Below are 14,035 nucleotides of genomic sequence, written 5' to 3'. Positions count from 1 at the left end.
GCCCGGGTCCATCGACATGCCGTAGCTGCCGTAGGCGTACTGGTACAGGGCGGCGGTGCCATCCTTCTTGAAGCCCTTCCTGTACACCACCGACACCGGGATGCGGGCGCCATCACGGGCGGTGACCCACACACGCTCGGTTTCATACTTGCTCGGGTCGTAGCCGATCACCGGCTGCTGCTTGAGCTGGCGGCGCTCGCCGGTCTTGACGTTGAGCTCGTAGGTGGTGGCCGGGGTAGTCAGCGAGGTGTAGCTGTAACGCAGCCATTCGGTGTCCGGTTCGGCATTGACCGACAGGCCCATCGAATAGGCCGGCTCGTCGGCCTTGACGAACTCACTGCGGCCATCGGCGAACAGCAGGCGCACGCGCTCCAGCGCTTCGGCGCGCTCGGCGATGGCGGTGTAGCCCTCGAACAGCTCGAAGCCTTCGATCAAGACCTGCGGGTCGTGCTTCACCCAGTCCTTCCACTGCGTACGGCTGGTGGCATCTTCCGGTGCGGTGACCAGCTTGAAGTTGGTGGCGCCATCGGCGTTGGTGCGGATCACCCACTGGCCGTTGTAATGGTCAGCGCCGTATTCCACGTCGCGCTCACGCGGCGCCAGTACGGTGAACGCACCGGGGTTGGCGGCCGAGGTGTAGCGCAACTCGGAGGACACGGTGCTGTCCAGCTCGATGGTGATGTAGCGGTCGTCGCGGGTACGGCCGATGCCCATGTAGAAGCTGTCGTCCTTCTCCTCGTAGACCAGCTCGTCGGCGCTGGCCGGGGTGCCCAGCACGTGCTTCTTGACGCGCACGGTGAGCAGGGTTTCCGGATCGTTCTCGACATAGAACAGGGTGCGGTTGTCATCGGCCCACACCACGTTGGCCGACACGCCTTCAATCACGTCGTCGAACAGCTTGCCGGTTTCCAGATCCTTGAAGCGGATGGTGTACTGGCGACGGCCAACGCCATCTTCGGCATACGCCAGCAGGCGGTTGTCGCGGCTGATGTCCATGTCGCTGACGGCGTAGTAGCCCTTGCCTTCGGCCAGCGTGTTGATATCCAGCAGCACCTCTTCCGGTGCCTGCATGTCGCCCTTGCGGCGGGCATGGATGGGGTAGTCCTTGCCGGTCTCGTAGCGGGTGTAATACCAGTAGCCGCGCTCGCGGTAGGGCACGCTGGCGTCGTCCTGCTTGATGCGGCCGACGATCTCGGCGTAGAGCTTGTCCTGCAACGGCTTGAGCGGCGCCATCAGGGCGTCGGTGTAGGCGTTCTCGGCGTTGAGGTAGGCCAGCATCGCCGGCTCCTTGCGCTCGTCGTCGCGCAGCCAGTAGTAGTCGTCCTCGCGCTGTGCGCCGAACGGTGCGCTGACCGTGTGCGGGCGCTTCTCGACGTCCGGTGGGGTGGGCAGTGAAGAAGCGGCGGCGGTAGTGATCATCAGGCTTGCAACCAACAGGCAAAGAGGGGTTTTCATCAGTGTGCGCTCCGGCAGTCAGGGCGGTGCATCCAGTGCAGCGGGCCACAGTGTGCCATGCCCGGCCCTTGCCCCGTGGCCATCACCGGCGCCTATGATGCTGCGATGAACACGCCCCATACCCCGCAAAGCCCCTACAGCCGCCGCAGCCAGGAGATCGCGCCATTCCACGTCATGTCGCTGCTGGCACGCGCCAATGCGTTGGAACAGGCCGGCCACGACGTGATCCACCTGGAGATTGGCGAGCCGGATTTCACTACCGCCGAGCCCATCATCCGCGCCGGCCAGGCCGCCTTGGCCGCCGGCCACACCCGCTACACCGCCGCGCGCGGCCTGCCCGCCCTGCGCCAGGCCATCGCCGGCTTCTACGGCCAGCGCTACGGCCTGGACATCGACCCCGAGCGCATCCTGGTGACCCCGGGCGGCTCGGGTGCGCTGTTGCTGGCCTCCAGCCTGCTGGTGGATCCAGACAAGCACTGGCTATTGGCCGACCCCGGCTACCCCTGCAACCGCCATTTCCTGCGCTTGGTGGAAGGTGCGGCACAGCTGGTGCCGGTGGGGCCGGACAGTGGCTATCAGCTCACCCCCGAATCGATTGCGGCCAATTGGAATACCGCCAGCGTCGGGGCCTTGGTGGCCTCACCCGCCAACCCGACCGGCACCACGCTGGATGCGGGGCAGTTGGCTGGCCTGTCGACGGCGTCGAAGGAGCGCGGCGGGCATCTGGTGGTGGATGAGATCTACCACGGGCTGACCTATGGCTTTGAAGCGCCCAGCGTACTGGAAGTGGATGACGAAGCCTTCGTGTTGAACAGCTTTTCCAAGTATTTCGGCATGACCGGCTGGCGCCTGGGCTGGCTGGTGGCACCGCCGCGTGCTGTGCCGGAGTTGGAGAAGCTGGCGCAGAACCTGTACATCAGCGCGCCATCGATGGCGCAGCATGCTGCCTTGGCATGTTTTGAGCCGGACACGATTGCGATCTTCGAGCAGCGCCGTGAGCAGTTCCGGCAGCGGCGGGATTATCTGTTACCGGCCTTGCGCGAGCTGGGCTTCCGCATTGATGTGGAGCCGCAGGGTGCGTTCTATCTGTACTGCGATGTGAGCGCGTTCACCGATGATGCGCAGGCGTTCTGTGCTCACTTTCTGGAGACCGAGCATGTGGCGTTTACGCCCGGCCTGGATTTTGGCAACTACCGAGCCAACCAGCATGTGCGGATCGCGTATACGCAGGATGTTGGGCGATTGCAGGAGGCTGTGGCGCGGATTGGGCAGGGGTTGGAGCGGTGGCGGCTGCGGGCTGAGAGCTAAAGGCGAGAAGCTAAAAGCTAAGGTCTAAAAGCTAAAAGCACCCCTCCCCACCCCTCCCCTTCGCCTGCGGCGAAAGGGAGGGGGCCAAAGCAACGGCGCGAGCAGCAAGCCCGGCTCGGCAACCGCTTGGCCTGCAGCGCCCTCCCTTTTGCCGCAGGCGAAGGGGAGGGGTGGGGAGGAGTGCTTTGGCTTTGGCTTTGGCTTTGGCTATTCCCTTCTCCCGCTTGCGGGGGAAGGTGCCCGGAGGGCGGATGGGGGGACGCTTTTGAGCTTTTGAGCTTTTGAGCTTTTGAGCTTTTGAGCTTTTGAGCTTTTGAGCGTTGGAGCTTTGGAGCCTTGGAGCTACCTTCGGCAATTCACCATCAGGGCTCCGCCGCCCCCTCTCCCCAACCCCTCTCCCGCAAGGGGAGAGGGGCTTAAGCAGAAGCGAAGGGCTTAAGCAGAAGCGAGGGACTTAAGCAAAAAACAAACGCCACCTTTCGGTGGCGTTTGTTTTGCATCAACTCAAAGCAGACATCACGTCAAACCAATCCTCACTTCTTGCTCAGCTGCTCCCACAGGAAACTGTAAGCCAGTGCCGACATATGCGCGGCCTGCGCATTGTTTGCCGCACCACCATGGCCGCCTTCGATGTTCTCGTAGTAGGTCACGTCCTTGCCGGCGTCGATCATCTTGGCCGCCATCTTGCGGGCGTGGCCCGGGTGGACGCGGTCATCGCGGGTGGAGGTGGTGAACAGCACCGGCGGGTAGTTCTTGGCCGGGTCGAACAGGTGGTACGGCGAGAAGGTCTTGATGAATTCCCAATCGGCCGTATCCGGGTTGCCGTACTCGGCCATCCACGAGGCGCCGGCCAACAGGTGGCTGTAGCGCTTCATGTCCAGCAGCGGAACCTGCACCACCACCGCGCCAAACAGCTCCGGGTACTGGGTCAGCATGTTGCCGGTCAGCAGACCGCCGTTGCTGCCACCCTGCACGCCCAGGTGCTTGGCCGAGGTGATGTTGCGAGTGACCAGATCCTGCGCCACCGCGGCCATGTCCTCATATGCCTTGTGACGGTTCTGCTTCAGCGCGGCCTGGTGCCAGCGCGGGCCGTACTCGCCACCGCCACGGATGTTGGCCACCACATAGACGCCGCCCTTGTCCAACCAGGCACGGCCCATGCCGCCGGAATACCCCGGGGTCAGCGAGATTTCAAAGCCGCCGTAGCCGTACAGCAGGGTCGGGTTGGAACCGTCCAGCTTCATCGCCTTGTCGTGGACCACGAAGTAAGGCACGCGGGTGCCGTCCTTGCTGGTGGCAAAGTGCTGCTCGATCACCTTGTCGCTGGCGTCGAAGAACGCCGGCATGGTCTTGAGCACTTCCGGCTGCTGCCCGATGTCGGCCAGGGCAAGCGTGGTCGGGGTCAGGTAGTCGGTGACGGTCATCCACACCGCGTCGCTTTCGTCCGAATCCACCGCACCGACACCAATCGTGCCGAAAGCCGGTGCACCGGTGAAATCGCTGCTCACCCAGCCATCCTTGCCGTGGGTCAGTACTTTCAGGCGATTTTTGACGTCGTCCAGCACGTTCAACACCACGTGCGACTTGGTCCAGGTGGTGCCGGCCAGCGAGGTGGTGTCGGTGGGGGCAAACAGCACGTCGAACTCGCGCTTGCCCGCCATGAAGTCATCAAACTTCGTTGCCAGCAGCGAGCCGGCGGTATAGGTCTTGCCACCCACGGTCCACGGCTCACGCAGTTCCAGGGTCAGCCATTCGCGGCGCACGCCCTTCTCGGCCGAATTGGGTGCGTCGACCTTGGTCAACTTGCCATCGGCGCCGATCAGGAACAGCTCGTTGTTGTAGAAGGCAATGGTGCGGCTGACGAAGTTGCGCTCGAAGCCCGGCGTGTCATCGTGCATCGCCGCGATGTACATGTCTTCCGGCTTGCCTTCGTACACCGTGGTGGCGGCGGTGATCGGGGTACCGCGCTGCCAGCGCTTGACCACGCGCGGATAGCCGGAGGTGGTCATCGAGCCCGGCCCGAAGTCGGTGTAGACGAAGACGTTGTCCTGATCGATCCAGCCCAGCCCGCCCTTGGCCTCGGCGCGGAAGAAACCGTCCTTGATCCAATCCTTGCTGGAGATGTCGAACTCGCGGGTGACATCGGCATCGGCGCCGCCGCGCGACAGCGCGATCAGGCAGCGGTTGTATTCCGGGCGCAGGCAGTTGGCGCCGTGCCATACCCAGTTCTCACCCTCTGCCTTGTTCAGCGCATCCAGGTCCAGCACGGTTTCCCACAGCGGCTCGGCCTTGCGGTACTCCACCAGCGTGGTACGACGCCATACGCCGCGCTCGTGCTGCTTGTCCTTCCAGAAGTTGTAGTAGTAGTCGCCGATCTTCTCCACGCCCGGGATCTTGGCGTCCGAATCCAGCACCTCGCGGATACCGGCTTCCATCGCCTTGAACTCCGGCGTTACCGCCAGGCGGCCCTCGGACTTGGCGTTCTGCTCCTTTACCCAGGCCAGCTGCTTGTCGCCGGTAACGTCTTCCAGCCAGGCGTACTTGTCCTGGGATTCGTCAGCGGCCATGGCGGTACCGGCCAGGCTGGTGGAAAGCAGGCCTGCAACCAGGCAGGCAGAGGTAAGTCGGGACATGTTGGCTCCATGCGGTCATAGGCCGGGAACGCTAGCACAGCCCCTGCCCCGCCCCCACGTGTCGAAGGTCAGGCTACCTGCGACCAGCGTGTGCGGGCCGGGCGGCGCGAGCGCTTGGCCTGCGGTCCGCGGCGGCGCGGGGCGGCCTTGCGCTGGCGCCAGAAGGTCGGCAGGCGGAAGCGGTACAAGGCCCACCAGGCGCTCAGCGGCATGCCGAGCAACCACAGCGGCAACCAGCCGATCCACTGGCTGTGCCCACGCGCGGCCGGCCACACCAAGACCAGCGCCAGCCCTGCCAGTGCCGCCTGCCTGACGCACCGCAACACACGCGGATCGGGGGCTTCGTGTTCGTTACGACGGGATGACGATGCGTGCAGCTGGGCCATGACGTTCTCCGGCAACATTCCTGTGGTGGAGTGCATCCTCGGCGGCGGCCATCTCACAGACTGCGACCTGCCATTGACGCGCCCATCGCTGGCCGTCGAACATGCTTGCCATCACCTACCCAGGCGACCTACCCCGTAATGCGACTGATTCCTGTCTTTCTGTCCGCCCTGCTGTTGGGCCTCACCCTGCCGGCGGCTACCGCCCTCGCCCAGGACACCGCGCCGGCTGCCACGCCCACGGAAGGAATCGCCGAGGGTCCGATCGACCTGGAACGCTTCATGGGCCGCTGGTACGTGATTGGCCGCGTGCCGAATTTCATCGAACGCGGCCATGTAGCCAGCGTCAACACCTACACCCTGCAGGACGACAACAAGGTCGCCATCCGCTACCAGTTCCGCGAGGGTTTCGGTGAGCCGGAAGATGAAATCGACATCCGCGCCTCGGTCGATGAGGAAAGCGGCAACCGGCGCTGGCGCACATGGTTCTACAAAGTCGTACCGACCCGCTCGCGGGTGCTGGAAGTGGCGCCGGATTACTCCTGGGCATTGATCGGCTACCCCGGCCGCGAGATGGCCTGGATCTTTGCCCGCCAGCCGGACATGGACAACACGTTGTACCGCCAGCTGGCGACCCGCCTGCGCGACAAGTACGACGTCAACACCGACAAACTCAAGCGCGTGCCGCAGCACCCGGAGCAGGTGGACAAGCTGGGCTTTGAAGTACCCAAAAAGAAATAAGCAACGCAGGTAGTGCCGAGCCATGCTCGGCAAAAGCCTTACCGGGACAACCAACAGTCTGTAGTGCCGAGCCATGCTCGGCAGACGCCTTACCGGAAAAGCCCCAGCCGAGCATGGCTCGGCACTAGCTGAAATCCCGCAATCGGGGATCAACCGCCCGGCTTTGCCGTTTCGATCACCACGCCCATCTGCTTGCCGGCCTCGGCCACGCGCACCCGCCTGCCGTCGCTGCGTGCGATCAGGTAATCCGCCGATACCCAGCCGCTGCGGCCTTCGGCGCGCACGTTGCACCATTGCATGTCATCCAGACAGCGCTGCACTTCGACCGTGGTGCCGACCGGCAGTACTGCCAGGCGTTCGGCACGCTGGTCTGGCGCACTGCGCAGATTGAGCCCGTTGCTGACCTGCGCCGCAGGTTCGTTTATGCGTGGCTGGAACCACATGACCACGCCGATGATCGCCGCCGAGGCAGCAATACGCAGAAACAGACGGGGCGTGCCCTGGCTGGGCTTGAAAAACCTGTTCATGGGGAACGCGGTGGGACCGTTGCGGTCAGATGAGGGCGGCAGTTTGCCACGACTTGCTTGAACCCAACCCGTCCCTGCCCCGCCCCTGTTCAGATCAGGTCGAATTCGAACATCGACAACCGCCGCGCAGCGCCGCTACCCGCGATATCCAACCGGTAGACGGCAGTATTGGGCATGGCCATGGCGGTCTGGAACTGGCGAAAGCCCCGCATGTCGTCCGCACTGGCAACCGTCTGGCCACGCAGGCGCCAGGCCAGCAGCCCCAGCCAGATGCCATGACCGACGAACACGCTGCCGTCGTCAAATTCCGGCAGACGCGACAACAAGGCATCCACCCGCGCCAGGAAATCCAGAAAACTGTCCGCGCCGGCCCCATCACGATACGCAAGGTCCGCCCGGTCCCAGTAGGCCTGGGCCAGCGCTGTCACCTGCTCACGCGGCAGGCCAGCGACCGTGCTGTAAGCCAGATAGCTGAACTCGTCCAGTTCGGCCAGCACCTGGACCTGCTGGCCATGATGCTGGGCCAGTACCGCTGCTGTCTGGCGGGCCCGCACCATCTGCGAGCTGTACAACCGCGCCGGCCGCAGCGGCCAGCGCGCCAGCAGCATCTGCACCTGCTGCTGGCCCAGTGCCGTCAGCGGGATGTCCGCATCCGGCATTGCAATGGCGCCTGCATTGGCCAGGCTCTGGCCGTGGCGGACGAAGTACAGCGTCCGCACTGAACTCATGCAGCCATGCCGCTATGCCGCAACAGGGCATCGATCTGCGGGTCACGGCCACGGAAGGCACGGAAGTTCTCCGCAGCACTGCGGCTGCCGCCGCGCGACAACACTTCGGCACGGAAGCGCGCACCGGTTTCAGCCACCGCTTCCGGCGCTTCCTCGAACGCGCCATAGGCATCGGCGCTAAGCACCTCGGCCCACTTGTAGCTGTAGTAGCCGGCCGCATAACCCCCGGCAAAAATATGGCTGAACTGGTTGGCGAAGCGATTGAAGGCCGGCGGGAAATTCACTGCCACCTCGCCGCGTACACGCTCCAACAGTTGCAGCACACTTTCCTGCTGCGGTTGATACTGGCTGTGCAGCAACATGTCGAACAGGCCGAACTCCAACTGGCGCACGGTGAACATGCCACTCTGGAAGTTCTTTGCGGCCAGCATCTTGTCGAACAACGCTCGCGGCAGCGGCTGGCCGGTACTGACGTGGGCCGTCATGGCTTCCACCTGCGGCCACTCCCAGCAGAAGTTCTCCATGAACTGGCTGGGCAGCTCCACTGCATCCCATTCCACACCATTGATGCCGGCAACGGACAGCTCGCCGATGCGGGTCAGCAACTGGTGCAGGCCGTGGCCCATCTCATGGAAGATGGTGGTGACCTCGTCATGGCTGAAGGTCGCCGGCTTGCCCTCGCTACCCCGGCCGAAATTGCAGACCAGGTAGACCAGCGGCGTCTGCACGCCCGTCGCGGTGACACGCCGGTTGCGGCAATCATCCATCCACGCGCCACCACGCTTGCCCTCGCGTGCGTACAGGTCCATGTAGAACTGTCCAACCAACGCGCCATCGGCATCGACGAGACGATAGAAGCGCACATCCTCATGCCACACCGGCGCACTGTCCGCTTCCACTTTCAATCCATACAGGCGCTGGATCACGCCGAACAGCCCGGCCAACACCTTGGGCTCGGTGAAGTATTGCTTCACTTCCTGCTCGGAGTAGCTGTAGCGGGCCTGCTTGAGCTTCTCGGCAACGTAGGCCAGATCCCAGGCCTGCAGCTGTTCCAGGTTCAGCTCGTCACGCGCAAAGGCCTCCAACTCGGCACGGTCGCGCTGCGCATAGGGTTTGGCACGCGCGGCGAGATCGCGCAGGAAGCCCAGCACCTGCGGTGCATCGGCAGCCATCTTGGTGGCGATGGAGTATTCGGCGTAGTTGGCGAAACCCAGCAGCGCCGCCAATTCGGCGCGTACCGCGAGGATGCGGTCGATGTTGCCACTGTTGTCCAGCGTGGCGTCGCCAAATTCGGACGCACGCACGGCGTGGGCGTGGTACAGCTGCTCGCGCAGCGCGCGGTTGTCGGCGTAGGTCTGCACCGGCAGGTAGCACGGCATCTGCAAGCTCAGCTTGTAACCACTGCGCTGATCCTTCTGCGCGGCAGCGCGGGCGGCGCCGACGACGTCCGCAGGCAGCCCGGCCAGCTCGGCCTCGTCCTCTACGTACAACGCGAAGGCATCGGTGGCATCCAGCACGTTCTGCGAAAACTTTGCCTGCAGGCCGGACAGCTCTTCCTGTAGTTCGGCAAAACGGGCCTTGCCGGCATCGTCCAGCTCGGCGCCGCCCAGGCGGAAATCACGCAATGCGTTGTCCAGCGCCTTGGCCCGCGCCGGGTCGTAAGCCGCTGTGTCCGGCGCAGCTGCCAACGCCTTGTACTGCGCGTACAAGGCCGGGTTCTGCGCGACCGCGCTGCCGAAGCGGCTGATCTTGGGAAGATTGGCGTTGTAGGCCTCGCGCAGCTCCGGTGTGTTGACCACCGCCTGCAGATGCGACACCTGGCCCCAGGCACGGGACAGGCGCTCGCTGGCATCCTCCAACGGCACCACGAAATTGTCCCAGCTCACCGGCGTTACGGTTTCTGCGGCCTTTACCGCGGCTTCGGCGTCGGCCAGCAGCGCGTCGATGGCCGGGGTGATGTGTTCGGCACGGATCGCGTCAAAACGCGGCAGGCCGGAGAAATCGAGCAGGGGGTTGGTGGTGTTCACGGCAATCCTTCAAACAGGTCCGGCAGCGCCGGTATCAACCTTGATATGGCGACGCTTCCAGCCAGGCACAAGGCAGGGCTTGCATGCCCTGCCCGGCGACGGCAGCAGCCACCGCGGCGTCGGCACCGGCCACGTCGATGCCCTGCCGTTCATACCAGGCCGGGTCGTAGTAGCTATGCGCGTAGCGCTCGCCGGCGTCGCACAGGATGGTAACGATGGAGCCATCGCGGCCGGCATCGCGCATCTGCTGGGCGGCGTACAACACACCGATGAAATTCGTGCCGGTGGAGCCACCAACGCGACGGCCAAGGGTAGTGCTGACATGGCGCATGGCGGCCAGGCTCAGCGCATCGCTGACCTTGACCATGGCATCGACGCAGGTAGGAATGAAGCTGCGCTCCACCCGCGGTCGGCCGATGCCTTCCACGCGCGAGCCACCTTCGCAGGTCAAACCACGCCAGTCCCGTCCTTCCAGGGCGGCAACGTAGCCGTCGTAGAAGATCGAAACTTCAGGGTCCGCGCACAGAATGCGGGTGTCGTGGCGACGGTAGCTGACATAACGCCCCAAGGTGGCGGCGGTACCGCCGGTGCCGGGGCTGCAGACGATCCATTCCGGCACCGGATGCGGTTCTTCGGCCATCTGCTTGAAGATCGACTCGGCGATGTTGTTGTTGGCGCGCCAGTCGGTGGCGCGCTCGGCATAGGTGAACTGGTCCATGAAGTGGCCGCCGGTTTCGCGCGCCAGCCGTTCGGATTCGCAGTTCAGGTCGCAGGCGCGCTGCACCAGATGACAGCGGCCGCCATGGAACTCGATCGCGGCAATCTTTTCCGGCGAGGTGGTGACCGGGATCACCGCGATGAACGGCAGGCCAAGCAGGCGGGCGAAATAGGCCTCGGACACGGCGGTAGAGCCGCTGGAAGCCTCGATTACCGGGCACCCTTCACGCAACCAGCCATTGGCCAAGGCATAAAGGAACAGCGAGCGCGCCAGACGGTGCTTGAGGCTGCCGGTCGGATGGCTGGATTCATCCTTGAGATACACATCGATGCCAGGAAAGCCGGGCAGATCAATGGGGATCAGATGGGTATCGGCCGAGCGGTTGTAGTCGGCTTCAATCTTGCGGATGGCCGCCGCCACCCAATCACGCTGGGACATGGATCGCCACTTCATTGGTGAATGCTGGAGTGGATTCTACTTGCCTTGGGTTTCGGGGGGACGGGACCAGCGGCTGGGGATCTGGCTGTGGCTGTGGCTGTGGCTGTGGCTTTGCCCTTCCGCCGTCATTCCCGCGAAGGCGGGAATCGCTCTTGCACTCGCACTTGCACTTGCTCCGGCTCCGGCTCCGGCCCCGGCTCTGGCTCCACCTAAAGCTCCGACCTAGCCCCTCTGCCGTCATTCCCGCGAAGGCGGGAATCGCTCTTGCACTCGCACTTGCACTTGCTCCGGCTCCGGCTCCGGCCCCGGCTCTGGCTCCACCTAAAGCTCCGACCTAGCCCCTCTGCCGTCATTCCCGCGAAGGCGGGAATGACGATCCGAAATTTTGCTGATGGGCCCCAACCAAAGGCCGGAACCCGACTCTGACCCCGGTTTTGCCTCGGCGTTCAGCCCCGCCGTACCCGGGAGTGTTATGGTTCAGCCTCGCTTCCAACCGCAAAGCCCGTGCCGCGCATCCTGCTGCCCCTGCTGCTGTGCCTGACCCTGATCGCTGGTGCGGTCGGTTCGGTGTGGTCTGCAACGGCGATGGCCATGCCGATGCAGGCGATGGCGATGACAATGGAAGGCGGCGACAGCACACACGACTGTTGCCACCAGGAAGAAGCAAACCTGCAATGCGACAGCGGCGACGCCGACAAGGCAGCCTCGCCCTGCGCCAGCGGTGACAGCTGCGACTGCAAACAGCATTGCAACATGCTGCCCAGCGTCGCGATGACGCGGCTTGCACCCATGCGTCACGCCTTGGCGCCAATGCCAGCACTACCCTCCCGCGACGACGTGGCCCCAGGCCAGCTCAACCGCCCTCCCATCGCCTGAAGCCGGCGCCTGTGCGCCCTGCAGATACTTGTGCCGTGGCGTTCGCCCTGGCGCACCCTTGATCTGTTCAGGACATGCAGCACCGCATCGTGATGCGGCTGCATGACCGGGAGTTCCACATGTCATCTGATTTTCTCTCCGACCCGCGCTCGGCGCTGTCGCGACGTCGTTTCGTGCAGGGCCTGGCCATCGGCGGCGTGGTTGCCGGTGCCGGCCTGGCCCGCATTCCACAGGCCTTCGCCGCCAGCAGCGCCATGGCCGTGCCGCCGGTTGAACTGCGCGGTACCGAGCTGAGCCTTGCGATTGGCCGCTCGGCAGTCAATTTCACCGGCCGCACCCGCCCTGCCATCACCGTAAATGGTTCCTTGCCGGCGCCGATCCTGCGCCTGCGTGAGGGCGATACGGTCAACCTGCGCGTGGCCAATACGCTCAGCGACGAAATGACCTCCATCCACTGGCACGGCATCCTGCTGCCGGCCAACATGGATGGTGTGCCGGGCTTGAGCTTCAACGGCATCGCGCCGGGCGAGGCCTACCAGTACCGCTTCCAGCTCAAGCAGTCGGGCACGTACTGGTACCACAGCCATTCGATGTTCCAGGAACAGGCCGGCCTGTACGGCGCGCTGATCGTCGACCCGCTGGCACCGCCGCCGTACCACTTCGACCGCGAGCACGTGGTCATGCTCTCGGACTGGACCGACATGGATCCGACTGCGCTGTTCCGGCGCATGAAGAAGATGCCGATGCATGACAACACCTACCAGCGCACGGTCGGTGACTTCATGCGTGATGCACGCAAGGACGGCCTGCGCGAGACACTCAGCGATCGTGGCATGTGGGGCCGGATGCGGATGACGCCCTCCGATATCTCCGACATCAATGCCCACACGTATACGTACCTGATCAACGGCACCGCACCAGCCGGCAACTGGACCGGGCTGTTCCGCAGTGGCGAAAAGGTACTTCTGCGCTTCATCAACGGCGCTTCGATGACCTACTTCGATATCCGCATCCCCGGCCTGAAGATGACCGTGGTGGCCGCCGACGGCCAGTACATCCACCCGGTCAGCATCGACGAGTTCCGCATCGCCCCGGCCGAAACCTTCGACGTGATCGTCGAACCCACCGGCCAGGATGCCTTCACCCTGTTCGCCCAGGACATGGGCCGCACCGGCTATGCCTGCGGCACCCTGGCCACGCGCCAGGGCCTGCAGGCGCCGATTCCGCAGATCGATCCGCGCCCGCTGCTGACCATGAGCGACATGGGCCACGACATGGGCAGCCATGGCGACCACGCCGGCATGGAAGGCGGTTGCGGTGCCAACATGGGCGCCAAGGGCATGGAAGGCGGCTGTGGCGCCGCGATGGGCCACGATGCACATGCCGGGCACGGCGCGGCGGCTGGCGACAAGTCGCCCAAGCACAAGCCCAGCGAAGCCGGCAATCCGTTGATCGACATGCAGACCTCGGCCACCGAGCCCAAGCTGGACGACCCCGGCATCGGCCTGCGCGACAACGGCCGCAAGGTACTCACCTATGGCGCGATGCGGTCCTTGTTCGAGGACCCGGATGGGCGCGAGCCCGGCCGCGAAATCGAACTGCATCTCACCGGTCATATGGAAAAGTTCGCCTGGAATTTCGACGGCATTCCGTTTGCCGGTGCCGAGCCGATCCGCCTGAACTACGGCGAGCGCATGCGCATCGTGCTGGTCAACGACACCATGATGCAGCACCCGATCCACCTGCACGGCGTGTGGAGTGACCTGGAAAACGCCGATGGCGAATTCCAGCTGCGCAAGCACACCATCGACATGCCACCGGGCACCCGCCGCAGCTACCGCGTGCGCGCGGACGCCTTGGGCCGCTGGGCCTTCCACTGCCATCTGCTGTACCACATGGAAGCGGGCATGATGCGCGAAGTGAGGATCGACGCATGAAGACCTTCTCTCACTCCCTGCTGTTCATTGCATTGACCGCCAGTGGCAGCGCATTCGCGCAGGATCTGCATGCAGGCCACGCGGGGCACGACGCCGAAGCCAAGCCGGCAGTGGATCCACATGCCGGGCACACCATGCCCAAGGCCAAGGCGGCCGATCCGCATGCAGGGCATTCCATGCCGAAGGTGGAAGATCATTCCAACCACGGCGCGGCAGCCGATCCGCACGCCGGTCATGCCATGCCAAAGACAGAGGATCACTCCA

At 64.4% G+C, this 14,035-nt stretch carries 11 protein-coding genes and 1 pseudogene; 5 read left to right on the top strand and 7 right to left on the bottom strand.

Annotated features, from left to right (window positions below):
• Positions 1-1,455 (bottom strand): S9 family peptidase (locus RT460_RS14505; RefSeq protein WP_313319630.1); only part of this gene is annotated, 1,455 nt, incomplete at its 3' end.
• Positions 1,456-1,560: 105 nt separating this feature from the next.
• Here RT460_RS14505 and RT460_RS14500 point away from each other — a divergent pair.
• On the top strand, positions 1,561-2,763 hold the full coding sequence (locus tag RT460_RS14500) for a pyridoxal phosphate-dependent aminotransferase (protein WP_313319629.1): 1,203 nt from the start codon (positions 1,561-1,563) through the stop codon (positions 2,761-2,763).
• Between the two features lie 533 nt (positions 2,764-3,296).
• Here RT460_RS14500 and RT460_RS14495 read toward each other — a convergent pair.
• Positions 3,297-5,396 (bottom strand): prolyl oligopeptidase family serine peptidase, encoded by a 2,100-nt coding sequence (locus RT460_RS14495; protein ID WP_313319628.1) that lies wholly within the window; start codon positions 5,394-5,396, stop codon positions 3,297-3,299.
• A gap of 68 nt (positions 5,397-5,464) precedes the next feature.
• Positions 5,465-5,782 (bottom strand): hypothetical protein, encoded by a 318-nt coding sequence (locus RT460_RS14490; protein WP_313319627.1) that lies wholly within the window; start codon positions 5,780-5,782, stop codon positions 5,465-5,467.
• A gap of 138 nt (positions 5,783-5,920) precedes the next feature.
• Here RT460_RS14490 and RT460_RS14485 point away from each other — a divergent pair, with 138 nt between their 5' ends.
• Positions 5,921-6,520, top strand: a complete 600-nt coding sequence (locus RT460_RS14485; protein WP_313319626.1) for a lipocalin family protein — start codon at positions 5,921-5,923, stop codon at positions 6,518-6,520.
• Between the two features lie 149 nt (positions 6,521-6,669).
• On the opposite strand, the gene RT460_RS14480 is transcribed toward RT460_RS14485, so the two are convergent.
• The 4 genes from RT460_RS14480 to RT460_RS14465 all read right to left on the bottom strand — a co-directional run bounded on the left by RT460_RS14480 (position 6,670) and on the right by RT460_RS14465 (position 10,958).
• A complete protein-coding gene (locus RT460_RS14480; protein WP_313319625.1) occupies positions 6,670-7,047 on the bottom strand; it encodes an SH3 domain-containing protein in 378 nt (125 codons plus the stop codon).
• Positions 7,048-7,136: 89 nt separating this feature from the next.
• Positions 7,137-7,775, bottom strand: coding sequence for a histidine phosphatase family protein (locus RT460_RS14475; protein ID WP_313319624.1), 639 nt, complete (start codon positions 7,773-7,775; stop codon positions 7,137-7,139).
• Entirely contained in the window at positions 7,772-9,802 is a 2,031-nt protein-coding gene (locus RT460_RS14470; protein ID WP_313319623.1) for a M3 family metallopeptidase, read from the bottom strand. Before RT460_RS14470 ends, RT460_RS14475 begins: the two co-directional genes overlap by 4 nt.
• Positions 9,803-9,836: 34 nt before the next feature.
• Positions 9,837-10,958, bottom strand: a complete 1,122-nt coding sequence (locus RT460_RS14465) for a PLP-dependent cysteine synthase family protein (RefSeq protein WP_313319622.1) — start codon at positions 10,956-10,958, stop codon at positions 9,837-9,839.
• Positions 10,959-11,462: 504 nt separating this feature from the next.
• On the opposite strand from RT460_RS14465, the gene RT460_RS14460 reads away from it, so the two are divergent.
• The 3 genes and pseudogenes from RT460_RS14460 to RT460_RS14450 form a co-directional block, all read left to right on the top strand.
• A complete protein-coding gene (locus RT460_RS14460) occupies positions 11,463-11,834 on the top strand; it encodes a CopL family metal-binding regulatory protein (RefSeq protein WP_313319621.1) in 372 nt (123 codons plus the stop codon).
• Between the two features lie 119 nt (positions 11,835-11,953).
• The gene (locus RT460_RS14455) at positions 11,954-13,771 is read left to right on the top strand and encodes a copper resistance system multicopper oxidase (protein ID WP_313319620.1); all 1,818 of its coding nucleotides are present in this window, start codon (positions 11,954-11,956) and stop codon (positions 13,769-13,771) included.
• Positions 13,768-14,035 (top strand): annotated as a pseudogene (locus RT460_RS14450) (hypothetical protein); the annotation flags it as partial. The gene RT460_RS14455 and the pseudogene RT460_RS14450, both read left to right, overlap by 4 nt.

This window comes from Stenotrophomonas sp. (assembly GCF_032061965.1).
Classification (GTDB): Bacteria; Pseudomonadota; Gammaproteobacteria; order Xanthomonadales; family Xanthomonadaceae; genus Stenotrophomonas.
Note: the sequence above shows the minus strand (reverse complement) of the source record. Positions and strands in the feature narration are given on the sequence as shown.